Raw genomic sequence first — 18526 nt, 5'->3', positions numbered from 1 at the left:
AGGCCCCCGGCGGATGCCGGGGGCCTCGTCGTTTCCTACTGCTTAGCGGTACGACCCGAAGTCGAAGTCGTCCAGGGGCACGGCCTGGCCGCTGGCCGGCCCGAAGCCGTAGTCCGTCTCCGGGTAGCCGGTCATCGAGTAGACCTTGGCCTTCGCCTCCTCGGTCGGCTCGACCCGGACGTTGCGGTACTTGCTGATGCCCGTACCGGCCGGGATGAGCTTACCGATGATCACGTTCTCCTTGAGGCCGACCAGCGAGTCGCTGCGCGAGTTGATCGCCGCGTCGGTCAGCACCCGGGTGGTCTCCTGGAAGGAGGCCGCCGAGAGCCAGGAGTCCGTGGCCAGCGAGGCCTTGGTGATACCCATCAGCACCGGGCGACCGGCGGCGGGCTCGCCACCCTCGCCGACGAGCCGGCGGTTCTCCGACTCGAACAGCGCCCGGTCGACCAGCACGCCCGGCAGGAACTCGGTCGAGCCGGAGTCGATGACCGTCACCCGCTTGAGCATCTGGCGGATGATGATCTCGATGTGCTTGTCGTGGATGAGCACACCCTGCGAGCGGTAGACCTCCTGGACCTCCTGGGTCAGGTGGACCTGGACCGCGCGCGGGCCGAGGATGCGCAGCAGCTCGTGCGGGTCGATGGTGCCCTCGGTGAGCTTCTCGCCGACCTCGACGTGGTCGCCGTCGTGCGCCCGGAGCCGGACCCGCTTCGAGATCTTGTCGTAGACGATCTCGTCGCTGCCGTCGTCCGGGATGACCACGATCTTGCGGGACCGCTCGCCGTCCTCGATCCGGATCCGACCCGGGGTGTCGGCGATGGGCGCCTTACCCTTCGGGACCCGGGCCTCGAAGATCTCCTGGACACGGGGCAGACCCTGGGTGATGTCCTCACCCGCGACACCACCGGTGTGGAAGGTACGCATCGTCAGCTGCGTACCCGGCTCACCGATCGACTGGGCGGCGATGATGCCGACCGCCTCGCCGACGTCCACGGTCTTGCCGGTCGGCAGCGAGCGGCCGTAGCACGCACCGCAGACGCCCAGCTTCGACTCGCAGGTGAGCACGCTGCGCACCCGCACCGTCTCCACCCCGGCGGCGACGATCGCGTCGACCAGGATGGAGTTGATGTCCTGGCCGCGGTGGGCGACGACGTTGCCGTCCGGGCCCTTGATGTCGTCGGCCAGGGTCCGGGCGTGCACGCTGGTCTCGGCGTGCTCGTGCACGACCAGCTTGCCGTCGATCCGCTCGCCGATCTGCATCGGGATGGCACGGTCGGTGCCGCAGTCCTCCTCGCGGATGATGACGTCCTGCGAGACGTCCACCAGACGCCGGGTCAGGTAACCCGAGTCGGCGGTACGCAGGGCGGTGTCCGCGAGACCCTTCCGGGCGCCGTGCGTGGAGATGAAGTACTCCAGCACGGACAGACCCTCCCGGTACGAGGCCTTGATCGGCCGCGGGATGATCTCGCCCTTCGGGTTGGCCACCAGACCACGGATCGCCGCGATCTGCCGGAGCTGGAGCAGGTTACCGCGGGCACCCGAGTTGATCATCTTCCACAGCGGGTTCTCCTGCGGCAGCGCGGTGTCCATCTCCTTGGCGACCTCGTTGGTCGCCTTGGTCCAGATCTCGATGAGCTCGCCGCGACGCTCCTCGGCGGTCATCAGACCACGCTGGTACTGCTTGTCGATCCGGTCGGCTTCCTTCTCGTACTTGTCCAGGATCTCCCGCTTGCGCGGCGGGGCGATGACGTCCTCCATGCCGATGGTGACGCCGGACCAGGTGGCCCAGTGGAAGCCGGCCTCCTTGAGCCCGTCCAGGGTGGCCGCCAGGGCCACCTTCGGGAAGCGCTCGGCGAGGTCGTTGACGATCGCGGAGAGCTGGCCCTTGCGGATCTCGTAGTTCACGAAGCGGTAGCCCTGCGGCAGCGTCTCGTTGAACAGGACCCGGCCCAGGGTGGTCTCCACCGTCACCGGCTCGCCCTCGACCCAGCCCTCGGGCGCGACCCACGGCTCGGCGCCGGCGCCGTTGTCGACCCCGACGATGCCGCGCAGGCGGATCTTGACCGGCGTCTGCAGGTGCAGCTCGCCGTTGTCGTACGCCATCCGCGCCTCGGCGTCCGAGCTGAACGCCCGGCCCTCGCCCTGCCCACCGGGGGTGAGGTGGGTGAGGTGGTAGAGGCCGATGACCATGTCCTGGGTGGGCATGGTGACCGGCTTGCCGTCGGCCGGCTTGAGGATGTTGTTCGACGACAGCATCAGGATCCGCGCCTCGGCCTGGGCCTCGGCGGACAGCGGCACGTGGACCGCCATCTGGTCACCGTCGAAGTCGGCGTTGAACGCGGTGCAGACCAGCGGGTGGATCTGGATGGCCTTGCCCTCGACCAGCTGCGGCTCGAAGGCCTGGATGCCCAGCCGGTGCAGCGTCGGCGCCCGGTTCAGCAGGACCGGGTGCTCGCCGATGACCTCTTCCAGCACGTCCCACACGACCGGCCGCTGCCGCTCGACCATCCGCTTGGCGGACTTGATGTTCTGTGCGTGGTTGAGGTCCACCAGCCGCTTCATCACGAACGGCTTGAACAGCTCCAGCGCCATCTGCTTGGGCAGGCCGCACTGGTGCAGCTTGAGCTTCGGGCCGACGACGATGACCGAACGGCCGGAGTAGTCGACGCGCTTGCCGAGCAGGTTCTGGCGGAACCGGCCCTGCTTGCCCTTGAGCATGTCGGAGAGCGACTTCAGCGGGCGGTTGCCCGGACCGGTGACCGGCCGGCCACGACGGCCGTTGTCGAACAGCGCGTCGACGGCCTCCTGGAGCATCCGCTTCTCGTTGTTGACGATGATCTCGGGCGCGCCGAGGTCGATCAGCCGCTTGAGGCGGTTGTTCCGGTTGATCACGCGGCGGTACAGGTCGTTCAGGTCGGAGGTCGCGAAGCGGCCACCGTCCAGCTGCACCATCGGACGCAGGTCCGGCGGGATGACCGGGACGCAGTCCAGCACCATGCCGAGCGGCGAGTTGCGGGTGTTCTGGAACGCCGCCACGACCTTGAGCCGCTTGAGCGCCCGGATCTTCCGCTGGCCCTTGCCGGACCGGATGGTCTCGCGCAGGCTCTCGGCCTCGGCCTCCAGGTCCATGTTCTGGACCAGCGCCTTGATGGCCTCGGCGCCCATGCTGCCGGTGAAGTACTCGCCGAAGCGGTCGCGCAGCTCGCGGTAGAGCAGCTCGTCGGTGACCAGCTGCTTCGGCTCGAGCTTGCGGAAGGTGTCGAGGACCTCGTCGAGGCGGTCGATCTCGCGCTGGGCCCGGTCGCGGATCTGGCGCATCTCGCGCTCTCCGCCCTCCTTGACCTTGCGCCGGACGTCCGCCTTCGCGCCCTCGGCCTCCAGCTCGGCCAGGTCGGCCTCGAGCTTGGCGGCCCGCTTCTCGATCTCCGAGTCGCGGCTGTTCTCGGCCTGCCGCTTCTCGGCCAGGATCTCGTTCTCGATCGTCGAGAGGTCACGGTGACGCGCTTCGGCGTCCACGCTCGTCACGACGTACGAGGCGAAGTAGATGATCTTTTCGAGGTCCTTCGGGGCGAGGTCCAGCAGGTAGCCCAGCCGGCTCGGCACGCCCTTGAAGTACCAGATGTGGGTCACCGGAGCGGCAAGCTCGATGTGACCCATCCGCTCCCGGCGAACCTTGGAGCGGGTCACCTCGACGCCGCAGCGCTCGCAGATGATGCCCTTGAAACGGACCCGCTTGTACTTACCGCAGTAGCACTCCCAGTCCCGCTGCGGACCGAAGATCTTCTCGCAGAAGAGCCCGTCCTTTTCCGGCTTCAGGGTGCGGTAGTTGATGGTCTCGGGCTTCTTGACCTCGCCGTGGGACCACTGACGGATGTCGTCGGCGGTGGCGAGGCCAATGCGCAGCTCGTCGAAGAAGTTGACGTCGAGCACTATGTCCCCTATGTCGTCGTCTGTACTGCCTAGCTAACGGGCGGGGTCGGGAGCCGGCGGACCGGCTCCCGACCGCTCGCCTCAGACCTCTTCGACCGAGCTCGGCTCGCGCCGGGACAGGTCGATGCCCAGCTCCTCCGCGGCCCGGAACACCTCGTCGTCGGTCTCGCGCATCTCCAGGGCCACACCGTCGCTGGAGAGCACCTCGACGTTGAGGCACAGCGACTGCAGCTCCTTGAGCAGCACCTTGAACGACTCCGGGATGCCCGGCTCGGGGATGTTCTCGCCCTTGACGATCGCCTCGTAGACCTTCACCCGGCCGAGGACGTCGTCGGACTTGATGGTCAGCAGCTCCTGCAGGGCGTAGGCGGCGCCGTACGCCTGCATGGCCCAGCACTCCATCTCACCGAAGCGCTGGCCACCGAACTGCGCCTTACCACCCAGCGGCTGCTGCGTGATCATCGAGTAGGGGCCGGTCGACCGGGCGTGGATCTTGTCGTCGACCAGGTGGTTGAGCTTCAGGATGTAGACGTAGCCGACCGCGATCGGGTCCGGCAGCGGCTCGCCGGAGCGACCGTCGAACAGCTGCGCCTTGCCGGTGCGCCCGATCAGCTGCTTGCCGTCCCGGTTGGGCAGGGTCGACTCGAGCAGACCGGAGATCTCCTCCTCGCGGGCACCGTCGAAGACCGGGGTGGCCACGTTGGTGTCCGGCTCGGACTCGTGCGCCTCGATCGAGCGGAGCTGGCGCTTCCACTCGGTGTCGTCGCCGTCCACGCTCCAGCCCGTCTTGGCCACCCACCCGAGGTGGGTCTCCAGGACCTGGCCGATGTTCATCCGGGACGGCACACCGAGCGGGTTCAGCACGATGTCGACCGGGGTGCCGTCCTCCAGGAACGGCATGTCCTCGATCGGCAGGATCTTGGAGATGACGCCCTTGTTGCCGTGGCGGCCCGCGAGCTTGTCACCGTCCTGGATCTTGCGCTTCTGGGCCACGTAGACCCGGACCAGCTCGTTCACGCCCGGGGGCAGCTCGTCGCCGTCCTCGCGGGAGAAGGTACGCACACCGATGACCGTGCCGGTCTCGCCGTGCGGCACCTTCAGCGAGGTGTCGCGGACCTCGCGCGCCTTCTCACCGAAGATCGCGCGGAGCAGCCGCTCCTCGGGGGTCAGCTCGGTCTCGCCCTTCGGCGTGACCTTGCCGACCAGGATGTCGCCGGGGACGACCTCGGCGCCGATCCGGATGATGCCGCGCTCGTCGAGGTCGGCGAGCATCTCCTCGCTGACGTTCGGGATGTCGCGGGTGATCTCCTCCGGACCGAGCTTGGTGTCCCGGGCGTCGACCTCGTGCTCCTCGATGTGGATCGAGGTGAGCACGTCCTGCTGCACGAGGCGCTGCGACAGGATGATCGCGTCCTCGTAGTTGTGGCCCTCCCAGCACATGAACGCCACGAGCAGGTTGCGCCCGAGCGCCATCTCGCCCTCGTCGGTGCACGGACCGTCGGCGATGACCTGGCCGGCCTCGACGCGGTCGCCCTCGAAGACGACCGGCTTCTGGTTGACGCAGGAGCCGGCGTTGGAGCGGCGGAACTTGTGCAGCAGGTACGTCCGGCGGTGACCGTCGTCCTGGTGGACGGTGATGTAGTCCGCGCAGAGGTCCTCGACCACACCGCCGACCTCGGCGACGACGACGTCACCGGCGTCCACGGCCGCCCGGTACTCCATGCCCGTGCCGACCAGCGGGGCCTCGGCCTTGACCAGCGGCACCGCCTGGCGCTGCATGTTCGCGCCCATGAGCGCGCGGTTGGCGTCGTCGTGCTCGAGGAACGGGATCATCGCGGTCGCGACCGAGGTCATCTGCCGCGGCGAGACGTCCATGTAGTCGACGGCACCCGGCGCCACGTCCTCGGTCTCGCCGCCCTTACGGCGGACCAGGACGCGGTCCTCGGCGAACGTGCCGTCCGACTTCAGCGGGGCGTTGGCCTGCGCCTTGACGAACCGGTCCTCCTCGTCCGCGGTCAGGTAGTCGATCTGGTCGGTGACCCGACCGTCGATGACCTTCCGGTACGGCGTCTCGATGAAGCCGAACGGGTTGACCCGGGCGAAGGTGGAGAGCGCGCCGATCAGGCCGATGTTCGGGCCTTCCGGCGTCTCGATCGGGCACATCCGGCCGTAGTGGGACGGGTGCACGTCGCGGACCTCGAAGCCGGCCCGCTCCCGGGACAGACCACCCGGGCCGAGCGCGCTCAGCCGGCGCCGGTGGGTCAGGCCCGCCAGCGGGTTGGTCTGGTCCATGAACTGGGACAGCTGCGACGTGCCGAAGAACTCCTTGATCGCCGCCACCACCGGGCGGATGTTGATCAGGGTCTGCGGCGTGATCGCCTCGACGTCCTGCGTGGTCATCCGCTCGCGGACGACCCGCTCCATCCGGGAGAGACCCACCCGGACCTGGTTCTGGATCAGCTCGCCCACGGTGCGCAGGCGCCGGTTGCCGAAGTGGTCGATGTCGTCGGCCTCGTAGCCGTCCTCACCGGCGTGCAGCCGGCAGAGGTACTCCACGGTGGCGACGATGTCGTCCTCGGTCAGCGTGCCGGTGGTGATCGGCACGTCCAGCTCGAGCTTCTTGTTGAACTTGTAACGACCGACCTTGGCGACGTCGTACCGCTTCGGGTTGAAGAAGAGGTTGTCGAGCAGGGTCTGGGCGTTTTCACGGGTCGGCGGCTCGCCAGGGCGGAGCTTCCGGTAGATGTCGAGCAGCGCCTCGTCCTGGCCGGCGATGTGGTCCTTCTCGAGCGTGGTCATCATCAGCTCGGACCAGCCGAACTTCTCGCGGATCTGCTCCGCGGACCACCCGATGGCCTTGAGCAGGACGGTGACGGCCTGCCGACGCTTGCGGTCGATGCGGACGCCGACCGTGTCGCGCTTGTCGATGTCGAACTCCAGCCAGGCACCCCGGCTCGGGATCACCTTGACGCTGGAGAGGTCGCGGTCGGAGGTCTTGTCCGGCTGCTTGTCGAAGTACACGCCCGGCGAGCGGACGAGCTGGCTGACCACGACGCGCTCGGTGCCGTTGATGATGAAGGTGCCCTTCGGCGTCATCATCGGGAAGTCACCCATGAACACCGTCTGGCTCTTGATCTCGCCGGTGGTGTTGTTGGTGAACTCCGCGGTCACGAACAGCGGGGCGCAGTAGGTCAGGTCCTTCTCCTTGCACTCCTCGATCGAGGCCTTGACCTCGTCGAAGCGCGGAGCCGAGAAGGAGAGCGACATGGTGCCGGAGAAGTCCTCAATGGGACTGATCTCGTCGAGGATCTCCGCGAGACCCGAGCGTGCGTGCGGGTCGTCCGACGACCGGCCCTGCCAAGCCTCGTTGCCGACGAGCCAGTCGAAGGACTCGTTCTGGATGGCAAGGAGGTTGGGGACCTCGAGGTGTTCGGTAATCCGACCGAAAGAAACTCGGCGGGGCGCGAATGCGCTCGACGTACGACTGGTCTTCGCAGGGCGGGAAGCTGCCAAGATGCGTCCTTCCGAGGACCGGTGCTGCAGAACGGCTGGTACGCGTGCACTCCAATGACCCCACCAGAAATATCCGTAAACGGACATTTCCGAGCAGGGGTCAAGTCGGAAGGCAGCGCAAACTAGCAGTGTAGCCGAGAGGCTAACCGCTGTCCAGCCCACCCCGCAGGTCATCGCGGAACTTGCCTCGGGACCTCGGAAAACCGGGTCAACCGGGCTGCTCGGAACGCGACGTTCCTGCCGGTCCGCTCGGGTGGAGCGGCGGTGGTGCTGCCGTTGCCTTACCCGAGAGGCGGCCGTTGCAAGCGCGGAAGGTCTTGCTGGTGTCAGCGTGCCTGTCGGGCCCGTGTCGCGTCAAGGGCCGGTTACCCCTCGGGGTGTCTTTCCCACCGACGGGCTACCGACAGGGACCGGCGCGACACCGGTCCCCGGGCTGCGGACGCCCTGCTCACACCGCCGCCCCCGGGTACCACCAACACGGCGGGCGGCGATCCGGTTCCCCGGATCACCGCCCGCCGAGACGCGGTGTGCCCCGACTCACGTGAGCCGGACGCGCGTCAGGTCGAACTCAAGGTCACTTGAGGGTGACCTTGGCGCCCTCGCCCTCGAGCTTGGCCTTGGCCTTCTCGGCGGTCTCCTTGTTGGCCTTCTCCAGGACGGCCTTCGGAGCGGCCTCGACCAGGTCCTTGGCCTCCTTGAGGCCCAGGCCGGTCAGCTCGCGCACGACCTTGATGACCTGGATCTTCTTGCCACCGTCGGCGTCGAGGATGACGTCGAACTCGTCCTTCTCCGGCTCGGCCTCGGCGGCCGGGCCGGCGGGGCCGCCGGCGGCGGCAACGGCGACCGGAGCCGCCGCGGTGACCTCGAAGGTCTCCTCGAACTGCTTCACGAACTCGGAGAGCTCGATCAGCGTCATCTCCTTGAACGCGTCGAGCAGCTCGTCGGTGCTGAGCTTCGCCATGTCTGGCGTCCTTTCTGAAAGTGAAAACTAAGAACGTGGGTGCGCCGGGTGGCCTCAGGCCGCCTCGGCGCCCTCCTTCTCGCGCTTGTCCTGCAGAGCGGCCGCCAGACGCGCGGTCTTGGCGAGCGGAGCCTGGAACAGGGCCGCGGCCTTGCTCAGGTTGCCCTTCATGGCGCCGGCCAGCTTCGCCAGCAGCACCTCGCGGGACTCCAGGTCGGCGAGCTTCGTGACCTCGGCCGCGGAAATGGCCTTGCCCTCGAAGACACCGCCCTTGATGACGAGCTTCGGGTTGGCCTTCGCGAACTCGCGAAGCCCCTTCGCCGCCTCGACGACGTCGCCCGAAACGAAAGTCAGCGCGGTAGGACCGGTGAACAGCTCGTCGAGGCCGGAGATGCCCGCCTCGGTCGCGGCACGCTTGGCCAGCGTGTTCTTCGCGACCGTGTAGCTGGTCTCCTTGCCGAGCGAGCGCCGCAGCTGCGTGAGCTGCGAAACCGTGAGCCCGCGGTACTCGGTCAGCACGGTCGCTCCCGCGTTGCGGAAGCTCTCGGTCAGCTCGGCGACGGCCGTGGCCTTGTCGGCCCGGATCGGCTTGTCCGCCATGTCCCTCCTCTCTCGTTGCTCGGAGCTGGTACGCCGGCGACGAGCAGGGCTCGCGACGGCGGCGGAGGCATCACGACAACGAGAAAAGCCCCGGCGCAGGGCGCACGGGGCGAGGGCCGGCGCGACGGGCGCGGTCGGCGGACCACGCACTGCACCGAATTTCGCTTGCCGCCCTGCGCGGGTCGCCCGTCGTCGCGGGACCTTCGACCGTGCCGGGGCACGGTGACCAGCGGTCTTTGGGTGGAACTACGCGACTAGGTTACGCGACCCGTCCCGAACCACCAAATCGCCCCCGGAGTGCGCCCGGTCACTCAGGCGCGGCTCCGGCGGCCCCAGGCGTAGCCGGCCAGCGCCACGGCCGCCCAGGCCAGCGCCCAGGCGGTCAGCAGCACGCCGGTGGGTGCCGCCAGCGGGCCGGCCAGCGCCCGGGCGGTGGGCAGCACCGGCGGCACGAGCCAGGGAGCCACCGAGCGGGAGAGGCCGAGGACCACGGCGGCCACCGCACCGACGGTGAGCACGGCGACGCCGTAGCCGGCGGTGCGGGTGATCGCCCGGCTGGCCAGGGCGCCCAGCGCCACCGCCGCCGGCAGGGCCAGCAGGTGGGCCCAGAGGCCGAGCGCCAGCCCCTGGACCAGCGGCCGGTCCCCCGGCCCGCTGGGACCGGTCACCCCGCCGACCAGCCAGGGGAATACCAGCGCGACGGCGATCGTGGCGAGGCCGGCCACGGCCGCCGCGAGCAGGCCGGCGGCGCGCTCCCGGGCCGGGCCGACCACCACCCGGGCCAGCCGGCGCTGCACGTCGGGCTCGACGTCGAGGAGGATCTTGGTCTGCCAGGCCAGCACCGGGAACAGCACCACCGCCGAGACGCCGTAGGCCTCCGCGGGCTGGGCCCGGCCGCCGCCGTAGAGGACGCCGAGGGCCAGCAGGCCGGCCAGCACCGGTGCCAGCGCCCGCCCGGTACGCAGGAAGCCGGCCAGCCGCAGCCGGACCAGGGCGGTCACCGGGCCACCTCGGACGCGGGGCCGGACCGGCCGGCGCCGGACGCCGGGTCCACGGCGACGGACGGGGAGTCGGGCTCAGGTCGAGCGGTGGCGGACGGGGAGTCGGGCGCCGGTCGGGTGACGGGAGACGGGGAGTCGGACCCGGGTCGCGTGGCGGGGGGCGCGACGGCGTGGTCGCGTATCCGCAGGACGTGGTGGCCCTCGGCGCGCAACCGGGCGACGGCGGCCGCGGCCGCGGCGGCCGGGACCGACACCTCGACCACGACGGTGGCCCCGGCGCCGGACGGCGTCGCCTCGGTGACCGCGCCGTCGGCGACCGACCAGTGGCGGGCGCCGGGGAGCCGGACCGTCTCGCCGCGGTGGTCGCTGACCAGCACCGCGCCGCCCTCGGCCAGCACCTCGCCGATCATCTCGGGCACCAGGTCGCGGGTGGCGGCGTCCAGCCCCTCCCAGGGCTCGTCGAGGACGAGCAGGCCGGGCGGGCGGAGCAGCGCCTGGGCCAGGCCGACCTTCTGCGCGGTGCCCTTGGACAGCTCCGGCAGCCGCACCGCGTGGAAGCGCGCCAGGCCGAGCCGGTCGACCCAGTGCCGCACCGCCCGGTCGGCCTCGGCGCCCGGGAGGCCGACCATGCGGGCCATCGCGGCGAGGTAGGCCCCCACGGTGAAGGGCTGGTCGGCCGGGAAGCGCTCCGGCACCCAGCCGACGGCCGGCGGCCGGTCGACCACCCGGCCCCGGGTCGGCCGGAGCACGCCGGCGGCGAGCTGGAGCAGGGTGGACTTGCCCACCCCGTTGCGCCCGAGCACCACCGCCACCTCGCCCGGGCCGATCGCCACGTCGGTCTGCCGGAGCACCCACGGACCGCGCCGGTGGTATCGCAGCCAGACCCCTTCGAGCCGCATGTGCCGAGCCTGCCACACCGGACAGACGGACGGGGCCCCGCCACCAGCTGGTGGCGGGGCCCCGTCCGGGCAGTCGTGCTCAGGCCTCGGCCGAGGCCTCGGTCAGGTTCTTCACCGCGTTCGGGTCGACCGGGACGCCCGGGCCCATGGTGGTGGTGAGGGTGACCTTCTTCAGGTACTTGCCCTTGGCGGCGGACGGCTTCGCGCGCAGGACCTCGTCCAGCACCGCCGCGTAGTTGTCGATCAGCTGGGACTCGGAGAACGAGGCCTTGCCGATGATCAGGTGCAGGTTGGAGTGCTTGTCCACCCGGAAGGTGATCTTGCCGCCCTTGATGTCGGCGACGGCCTTGGTGACGTCCATGGTCACCGTGCCGGTCTTCGGGTTCGGCATCAGGCCGCGCGGGCCCAGGATCCGCGCGATCCGGCCGATCTTGGCCATCTGGTCCGGGGTGGCGATCGCCGCGTCGAAGTCCAGCCAACCGCCCTGGATTCGGGCGACCAGCTCGTCGGTGCCCACCTCGTCCGCACCCGCGGCGGCGGCCTCTTCGGCCTTCGCGCCGGCGGCGAAGACGATCACGCGGGCGGTCTTACCGGTGCCGTGCGGCAGGTTGACCGTGCCGCGGACCATCTGGTCCGCCTTGCGGGGGTCGACGCCGAGGCGCATCGCGACCTCGACCGTGGCGTCGAACTTGACGTTGGTGGTCTCCTTGGCCAGCTTGACGGCCTCGGCGGGAGAGTAGAACTTCGACCGGTCGATGACCTCGGCGGCCTTGCGGTAGCTCTTGCTGCGCTGCATTTCTCGTAACTCCTGTGGTCTATGGCGGGCCGGCGACCTGCGCGGCCCTCCCACGAACTGATCCGGGTGGAGCGGTCGACCGAGGTCAGTCGGCGACGGTCAGGCCCATCGACCGGGCGGTGCCGGCGATGATCTTCTCAGCCTGCTCGATGTCGTTGGCGTTGAGGTCCGCCATCTTCTTCTCGGCGATCTCGCGCAGCTGGGCGCGGGTCACCGAGCCGACCTTCTGGGTGTGCGGGACGCCCGAGCCCTTCTGCACGCCGGCGGCCTTGATCAGCAGCCGGGCGGCGGGCGGGGTCTTCAGCACGAAGGTGAAGGTGCGGTCCTCGTAGACGCTGATCTCGGCGGGGACGATGTCACCCCGCTGCGACTCGGTCTGCGCGTTGTAGGACTTGCAGAACTCCATGATGTTCACGCCGTGCTGGCCGAGCGCGGGGCCGACCGGCGGCGCCGGGGTGGCCTGGCCCGCCGGCAGCTGAAGCGTGAACGTCTTGACGAGCTTCTTCTTCGGAGGCATGTCTCTTCCTGGGGCTTGGAACTGGGATTTTCGCCGGCCCGCGGGCGCGCACGGTCAGCGCGGTGCGGACAGCCGACGTTCTAGGGTAGCGCAGCCTCGCGCCACCCTCCCCGCCGAGGTCCGGCGGACGGCGAAAACGACGCACCGGCGGCCGGCCGGAGGCCCACCGCCGGTGCGGACGTGCGTCAGATCTTGGCGACCTGGTTGAAGTTCAGCTCGACCGGGGTCTCCCGACCGAAGATCGACACCAGGACCTTGAGCTTCTGCTGGTCGGCGTTGATCTCGCTGATCGTCGCCGGCAGCGAGGCGAAGGCGCCGTCGGTGACGGTGACCGAGTCGCCGACCTCGAAGTCGAGGACCTTGACCTCGGGCTTGGCCTTCTTCTGCTCGGTCTCGACCGCCGGGGCCAGCCACTTGAGCACCTCGTCGAGGCTCAGCGGCGCCGGACGGTCGGCCCGGTCGGTCGCGCCGACGAAGCCGGTGACCCCCGGGGTGTTCCGGACGCAGGAGTAGGACTCGGCGGTCAGCTCCATCCGGACCAGGATGTAGCCCGGGAAGACCTTCGCCTGGACCTGCGACCGCTTGCCGTTCTTGACCTCGACCTCTTCCCGGGTCGGCACCTCGACCTGGTAGATGAAGTCCTCCATGTCGAGGGAGGTGATCCGGGTCTCGAGGTTGGTCTTGACCTTGTTCTCGTAGCCGGCGTAGGAGTGCACCACGTACCAGTCGCCGGGGGCGTAGCGCAGCTTCTGGCGCAGCTCGGCGACCGGGTCGAAGTCCTCGTCCGGGGCCGGCTCGGTGGTCGGGAACTCCGGCTCGCTGGCGGCCTCGACCGACTCATCGTTGGCCGCCGTCGCGACCGTGGACTGCTCGTCCGTGGTCTCGGCGGTCTCGTCGTACTCAGGCACGCTCGCTCACTTCCGTCACTATCGCTGTCCGCAGGTCAGCTGGGGTTGCCGAAGACCCACAGCACCGCCTTCGCGAAGCCGTAGTCCAGGCCGGCCACGATCGCCAACATCACCGCGACGAAGGTGACCACCACCGCCGTGTAGGTCAGCAGCTCCTTGCGGGTCGGCCAGATGACCTTACGCAGTTCGGCCACGACCTCGCGGAAGAACCGCGCGATGCGGGCGAACAGCCCGATCCGCTCGGTGTCCTTCCGGGTCTTCCGGCCCTCGGTCGAATCGGTGCGGGCCCGCTTACGGGTGGCGGTGCCGCCCCGGGAGACCGCTTCGTCCGCGTCGGTGGCGTCGTCGTCGGCCACGCCGTCGACGGTCGCGTCGTCGTCCAGACGCTCGTCGCCGGCGTCCTCGCCGCGCCGCTTGCTCTCGGCCACTTCGCCCTCCGTGCGGGATATCGGGTCGCACGCCGGGCGGCGTGCGCGGCGTGTGGTCACGCCGGCCGGACCAACCGTCCCGCGACGGGCCGCGGCCGGCGGATCGACCGGGAGGGCCCCGAATGCCTCGGAACCAACCCCGCCGATGCCACCACCACGGGCCGGGCGCCGCCCTGCGGCGGCGCGACCCACGGGAACGGTCAGGCCTGAGGCGCAGGGGTGACAGGACTTGAACCTGCAGCCTGCGGTTTTGGAGACCGCTGCTCTGCCAATTGAGCTACACCCCTGTGCGGCAACTCACCCTCACCCGGACACGAGGTGCCGAGCAGGGGTCACTTGCCCCACGGCGGACCAGTGTACGGGTAGTCGTGCGACTTTCCCAACCGGTCCACCCCTCGCGCGTCGAACGGATCCTCAGCGCGGCGTCCGCACGAGCGCCCGAGCCTGCGACAGCACCTTCTCCCCCAGGCAGGTCGCGGTGATGTCGAGCCTGGTCAGGCCGTCCTCGGTGACCTCCTTGACCACCGCGGCGACCTCGACCTCGGTGCCCTCGTCGGTGTCCGGCACGACCACCGGGCGGGTGAAGCGGACGTTGAGTTCGACCACCGCGTCCGGTGCGCCGGCCCAGGTGGTCACCGCCCGGCCGACCAGAGCCATCGTGAACATGCCGTGGGCGATCACCCCGGGCAGGCCGACCTTGGTGGCCGTCCGTTCGCTCCAGTGGATCGGGTTGAAGTCGCCCGAGGCGCCCGCGTAGCGGACCAGGTCCGCGCGGGTCACCCGGTACGTCTGGGTGGGCAGTTCCATCTCTCAGGCCTCCCCGCGTACGACGATCTTGGACCAGACGGCGACCACCGGCTCACCGGCGACGGTGCTCACGTCGGTGCGGGTGGTCAGGAAGCCGTGCCCGCCCCGGTTCGTGACCTCCTCGATGGTGTTCACGCAGACCAGCTCGTCACCGGCCACCACCGGCCGGTTGTACGCGAAGCGCTGGTCGCCGTGCACCACCCGGCTGTAGTCGACGCCCAGCGCCGGATCCTCCACGATCTGCTGGCTGGCGGCCATGGTCACGATCACCGGGAAGGTCGGCGGGGCCACCACGTCGGGGTGGCCGAGCGCCCGGGCGGCCGCCGGGTCGTGGTGCGCCGGGTCGGTCGCGCCGATGGCGGAGGCGAACTCGCGGATCTTTTCTCGGCCCACCTGGTAGGGGGCGGTCGGCGGATAGGTCCGGCCGACGAAGGACGGGTCCAGGGACATGCCGCGAACCTACACGGAAAACACGAACGCCGATCCGTACGGTCGGGCGGCTCGGAGGCCGCCGTCCATGCGGATCGGCGTTCGGAAGCTGTCTGCGGGCCGGCCGGGCCGGCCGCGGGTCAGCGCGTCTCGCGGTGGATGGTGTGCCTGCCGTCCCGGGGGCAGAACTTCTTCATCTCGATGCGGTCCGGGTCGTTGCGGCGGTTCTTGCGCGTGATGTAGTTGCGCTCCTTGCACTCCACACACGCCAAAGTGATCTTCGGCCGGACATCGGTCGCCTTCGCCACGGCGGAGTGCCTTCCTCGCTCACGGATAACAACTACGGCGCATCAGACTACGCGCTGAATACGCGGACATGCAAAGTGGGCGCCTGTGGCGCCCATCCCACCGACCACCGGGCGGGCCCGGAGGACGAGAGTAGCGGTGGCCGGACTTGAACCGGCGACACAGCGATTATGAGCCGCTTGCTCTGCCATCTGAGCTACACCGCCGTGGCGGGTCCAGCCGGACCCTCTGAGCCCCCTTACGGAATCGAACCGTAGACCTTCTCCTTACCATGGAGACGCTCTGCCGACTGAGCTAAGGGGGCCTACCCGATCACCCCGTGGGGTGTCGCGCAGAGGAAACAGTACACGACCCCGTGGGCGAGGTGAAATCGGATCCCCGGTTGCGGTGTTCCCGCAGCTCAGGGAACGACGCGCAGGCGCGGCAACTCGCCCGCCACGATCGTCTCCGGGTCGACCTGGGCGCCGAACCAGGCCTCCAACCGCTCGTACGGCAGGGGCCGGCTGAACAGGAAGCCCTGGCCGATCTCGCAGCCGATGTCCTGGAGCAGCTCCAGGGTCAGCTCGCTCTCCACACCCTCGGCCACCACGGTCAGGCCGAACTGCTGCGAGAGCGTCACCACCGCGTTGACGATGGCCAGGTCGCCCGGGTCGGTCGCCATGCCCTGCACGAACGAACGGTCGACCTTGACCTCGTGCACGGGCAGCCGGCGCAGCTGGGCCAGGGACGAGTTGCCCGTGCCGAAGTCGTCCACGGAGAGCCGGACACCGAGCTCGCCGAGGCGCTTCAGGGTCGGGATGGGACGTTCGGTGCCGTCCAGCACCCCGGCCTCGGTGATCTCCAGGGTGAGGCGCTGCGCCGGCACGCCGTACTCCTCCAGCAGATCCCGCACGAGGGCCGGGAAGTGCTGGTCGGTGAGCGTCCGGGCGGCCAGGTTGACCGAGATGGCGAGCGCCTGCTCGCCGTGGCTCCAGTCCCGGCTGCGCCGCAGGCTCTCCCGCAGCACAAACTCGGTGAGCCGGCCGAGCTGGCCGGTGTGCTCGGCGACCGCCACGAAGTCGTTCGGGGCCACCGTGCCGTGCGCCGGGTGCTCCCAGCGGGCCAGGCACTCCACCCCGACCAGGCGCCGGTCCCGCAGCGTCACCTTGGGCTGGAAGTAGACCTCCAGCGCACCGTCGTCCAGCGCCCGGCGCAGGTCGCCCGCGAGGCCCAGCCGGCGCAGCGACCGGGACTCCAGCGCCGGGCTGTAGAGCTGGACGCTGCCCGGGACCGACTTGGCGGCCGTGGCGGCCAGGTCGACCCGTTGGAGCAGAGCCACCGCGTCGCTGCCGTGGTCCGGGTGGACCGCCACCCCGACCGCGGTGTCCACGTCCAGGGTGAGCGCGTCGAAGACCATCTCGTCGCGGATCTGCTCGCGCAGCTGGCCGGCCAGCTCGAGCGCCGCCTCGGTGCTCTCCAGCCGCAGCGTCACCAGGAACTCGTCGCCACCGGCCCGGCCCACCAGGGCGGAGGAGGGCGCGCTGGCGCGCAGCCGCTCGGCGACCTCGACCAGGACCTTGTCGCCGGCCGCATGGCCGAGCGACTCGTTGACCTGGCGCAGCCGGTCGACGTCGAAGAGCAGCAGCGCCACCACCTCGCCGGGCGCCGCGATCCGGACCGCCTCGGCCACCGCCGCGGTGATACGCCGGCGGTTGGGCAGCTTGGTCAGCGTGTCGTGCTCGGCGTCGTGCCGGAGCCGGTCGACCAGGCGGGTGTTCTCCAGAGCCACCGCGGCGTGGGCGGCCACGGTCTCGAAGACCGCGATGTCCGCCGGGGTGAAGTGGTTGCCGTCACCGAGCCGGTTGGCCACCTCCAGGGTGCCGATCACGACCGGGCCGGAGCGCAACGGCACCACCACGGCGTCCTTGACCCGCCGCTCCGCGAACTCCGCGCGGAACTCGTCGTCGGTCGTCACGCCGTGTCCGACGGCGACGGTACGCCGGAGCGCCCGCACCTTCTCCCGCAGCGCCTGCGGCGTGCGCGCCATGTCGAGCAGACCCGGGTCGTCGGCCCGGGCGGTCAGCAGCGTCTCCGGGTGCCGGCCCTGGGCCGGGAGCCAGAGTGTGGCGTACTCGGCCTCCATCAGGGACCGCACCCGACCGAGGAGGGCGTCCGCCAGCGTGCCGCTCTGCCCGCTCTCCACCACGGCCCGGGTCAACTCGTAGAGGTCGGTCAGGGTGCGGTGCTGCCGGAAGAACTGGGCGTACGAGCGGTAGACCGGCACCAGACCGACGCCGAGCCCGGTCAGCAGCAACACCGACCACCAGTTGCTGCTCACGAGGATCAGCAGGATCAGCCCGATGGACACGTTGATCCCGGCGGTGAGCAGCGCCGTCTTGGCGTTGCGCAACGCCGCTCGACCGGTCTGCCAGCCGTTCAACAGGGTGTGCACGGCGACCACGCTGGTGACGCTGACGAGCAGGACCATGCTGACGGCGGAGAAGATGCTGAGCCACGTCCGTGGCCCGACCCCCTCCATCGGCGGCAACGCCTGGAGAAGCAGCACCGCCAGCGAGGTGCCGGCCGCGGCCCGGGCCACGTTGAACCAGACCTTCGGCGCCGAGAACCGGTGCCGGATGTGCGTGACGAGCGTGGCGATCGTGTAGATGACCACGACCGTCAGCGGCGGCAGGAAGAAGAGCGCCAGGACGAGGGGCAGCTCGGTGAGCGTGACGCCGACCGACTGCCGGTTGACCACCAAGCTGAGCAAGGGCAGCCCCGCCACGACCATCAGGGCGAGGATGAGTGCCGCCTGGGGCCACCTGCCGACGGGGTGTTCGGCGAGCAGGCCGGTGACCGTGGCGCAGGCCACCGCGATGAGGGCCATCGGGGCCGTGATGATCCAGGCGTCCTCGGACGACCGGCGTCGTGGCTGACCGCGACCGATCATGCCGCTCCTTCGACTTGGCGGCACGCCGCTCGATCACCGACGCGGGGCGTCACCCGACCGGAACACGGTGGGCCGGCAGCCGGGCTCAAGAAGACAGACCGGGAGAACCGGTCACTGCCACACGTAGTCCTGGGTCTGCGCCCCCGTGCTGCCATCGAAATCGAAACCGCCGACGCCACCGACGAGGGCGGCAAGAATGAGAAGTGAGCCAAGCAGCCGGCCCAACCTTCGACCAGACATGATTGCTCCTGTCGAGAGAGTTTCAGCGATGGTGGAGGTTCCACGATCGTGCCACACGGGGAGCAGGCGGAAAAGCGGTGGAGGGCCCACCTGGCAGGGGCAGACGGGGAAATCATCCGTTCGACCGGCTCGCCCGCCCCTCCGGCCCAGCGTGCTGTCACGATCGGTCCCGGCGCCGCTACGGAAGGCGCGCACAACGACTTCTCGGTTAAACCGCGCGTAAGAGCAGATTCGCCTACCAGCCATCATGATCGGTCACCTT

14 protein-coding genes and 3 tRNA genes are annotated in these 18526 nt (G+C 69.9%); all 17 read right to left on the bottom strand.

The window, feature by feature from the left end; translation table 11 throughout:
• Positions 1-42: 42 nt before the first annotated feature.
• The 17 genes from NFX44_RS08960 to NFX44_RS08880 all read right to left on the bottom strand — a co-directional run bounded on the left by NFX44_RS08960 (position 43) and on the right by NFX44_RS08880 (position 18024).
• On the bottom strand, positions 43-3930 hold the full coding sequence (locus NFX44_RS08960; protein WP_262283032.1) for a DNA-directed RNA polymerase subunit beta': 3888 nt from the start codon (positions 3928-3930) through the stop codon (positions 43-45).
• Between the two features lie 81 nt (positions 3931-4011).
• Entirely contained in the window at positions 4012-7443 is a 3432-nt protein-coding gene (locus tag NFX44_RS08955; protein ID WP_262283031.1) for a DNA-directed RNA polymerase subunit beta, read from the bottom strand.
• 574 nt (positions 7444-8017) lie between these two features.
• Positions 8018-8404 carry a 50S ribosomal protein L7/L12 gene (rplL, locus tag NFX44_RS08950; protein WP_091317960.1) on the bottom strand — a complete coding sequence of 129 codons (387 nt, stop codon included), beginning with the start codon at positions 8402-8404 and terminating at the stop codon, positions 8018-8020.
• Positions 8405-8458: 54 nt separating this feature from the next.
• The gene (rplJ, locus tag NFX44_RS08945; RefSeq protein ID WP_091198320.1) at positions 8459-9004 is read right to left on the bottom strand and encodes a 50S ribosomal protein L10; all 546 of its coding nucleotides are present in this window, start codon (positions 9002-9004) and stop codon (positions 8459-8461) included.
• A 311-nt stretch (positions 9005-9315) separates the two neighbouring features.
• Positions 9316-10005 carry a hypothetical protein gene (locus tag NFX44_RS08940; protein ID WP_262283030.1) on the bottom strand — a complete coding sequence of 230 codons (690 nt, stop codon included), beginning with the start codon at positions 10003-10005 and terminating at the stop codon, positions 9316-9318.
• Positions 10002-10904, bottom strand: coding sequence for an ATP-binding cassette domain-containing protein (locus NFX44_RS08935; RefSeq protein WP_262283029.1), 903 nt, complete (start codon positions 10902-10904; stop codon positions 10002-10004). The genes NFX44_RS08940 and NFX44_RS08935 overlap by 4 nt, the downstream gene beginning before the upstream one ends.
• Before the next feature lie 79 nt (positions 10905-10983).
• Positions 10984-11700: a 50S ribosomal protein L1 gene (rplA, locus tag NFX44_RS08930; protein WP_262283028.1), complete on the bottom strand. Its 717-nt coding sequence runs from the start codon at positions 11698-11700 to the stop codon at positions 10984-10986.
• 85 nt (positions 11701-11785) lie between these two features.
• Positions 11786-12217, bottom strand: a complete 432-nt coding sequence (gene rplK, locus NFX44_RS08925) for a 50S ribosomal protein L11 (protein WP_212831294.1) — start codon at positions 12215-12217, stop codon at positions 11786-11788.
• A 185-nt stretch (positions 12218-12402) separates the two neighbouring features.
• Positions 12403-13125 (bottom strand): transcription termination/antitermination protein NusG, encoded by a 723-nt coding sequence (nusG, locus tag NFX44_RS08920; RefSeq protein WP_151462526.1) that lies wholly within the window; start codon positions 13123-13125, stop codon positions 12403-12405.
• Positions 13126-13160: 35 nt separating this feature from the next.
• Complete coding sequence (secE, locus tag NFX44_RS08915; RefSeq protein ID WP_262283027.1) at positions 13161-13553, bottom strand: preprotein translocase subunit SecE; 393 nt, start codon at positions 13551-13553, stop codon at positions 13161-13163.
• A 214-nt stretch (positions 13554-13767) separates the two neighbouring features.
• Positions 13768-13840: transfer RNA gene (locus tag NFX44_RS08910), tRNA-Trp, on the bottom strand.
• Between the two features lie 127 nt (positions 13841-13967).
• Positions 13968-14360: a MaoC/PaaZ C-terminal domain-containing protein gene (locus tag NFX44_RS08905; RefSeq protein WP_262283026.1), complete on the bottom strand. Its 393-nt coding sequence runs from the start codon at positions 14358-14360 to the stop codon at positions 13968-13970.
• 3 nt (positions 14361-14363) lie between these two features.
• A complete protein-coding gene (locus NFX44_RS08900; protein WP_262283025.1) occupies positions 14364-14810 on the bottom strand; it encodes a MaoC family dehydratase N-terminal domain-containing protein in 447 nt (148 codons plus the stop codon).
• Positions 14811-14929: 119 nt separating this feature from the next.
• Positions 14930-15097, bottom strand: a complete 168-nt coding sequence (gene rpmG / locus NFX44_RS08895) for a 50S ribosomal protein L33 (protein ID WP_151462530.1) — start codon at positions 15095-15097, stop codon at positions 14930-14932.
• 131 nt (positions 15098-15228) lie between these two features.
• Positions 15229-15301 (bottom strand) — tRNA-Met (locus NFX44_RS08890).
• Positions 15302-15326: 25 nt separating this feature from the next.
• Positions 15327-15399, bottom strand: a tRNA-Thr gene (locus tag NFX44_RS08885).
• A 96-nt stretch (positions 15400-15495) separates the two neighbouring features.
• Positions 15496-18024 (bottom strand): bifunctional diguanylate cyclase/phosphodiesterase, encoded by a 2529-nt coding sequence (locus tag NFX44_RS08880; protein ID WP_262283024.1) that lies wholly within the window; start codon positions 18022-18024, stop codon positions 15496-15498.
• Between the last annotated feature and the right edge of the window lie 502 nt (positions 18025-18526).

Origin of the sequence: Micromonospora sp. MA102, assembly GCF_025460765.1 — a bacterium.
In the GTDB taxonomy this organism is placed as follows: domain Bacteria; phylum Actinomycetota; class Actinomycetes; order Mycobacteriales; family Micromonosporaceae; genus Micromonospora; species Micromonospora halotolerans.
The sequence above is the reverse complement of the archived record's forward strand: the minus strand, read 5'-3'. Positions and strand labels throughout refer to the sequence as shown.

Bases quoted from the DNA above. Each gene is read 5' to 3' on its own strand.
- rplL (WP_091317960.1), bottom strand. From the start codon at position 8,404: ATGGCGAAGCTCAGCACCGACGAGCTGCTCGACGCGTTCAAGGAGATG.
- rplJ (WP_091198320.1), bottom strand. From the start codon at position 9,004: ATGGCGGACAAGCCGATCCGGGCCGACAAGGCCACGGCCGTCGCCGAG.
- NFX44_RS08935 (WP_262283029.1), bottom strand. From the start codon at position 10,904: ATGCGGCTCGAAGGGGTCTGGCTGCGATACCACCGGCGCGGTCCGTGG.
- rplA (WP_262283028.1), bottom strand. From the start codon at position 11,700: ATGCAGCGCAGCAAGAGCTACCGCAAGGCCGCCGAGGTCATCGACCGG.
- rplK (WP_212831294.1), bottom strand. From the start codon at position 12,217: ATGCCTCCGAAGAAGAAGCTCGTCAAGACGTTCACGCTTCAGCTGCCG.
- NFX44_RS08905 (WP_262283026.1), bottom strand. From the start codon at position 14,360: ATGGAACTGCCCACCCAGACGTACCGGGTGACCCGCGCGGACCTGGTC.
- NFX44_RS08900 (WP_262283025.1), bottom strand. From the start codon at position 14,810: ATGTCCCTGGACCCGTCCTTCGTCGGCCGGACCTATCCGCCGACCGCC.
- NFX44_RS08880 (WP_262283024.1), bottom strand. From the start codon at position 18,024: ATGATCGGTCGCGGTCAGCCACGACGCCGGTCGTCCGAGGACGCCTGG.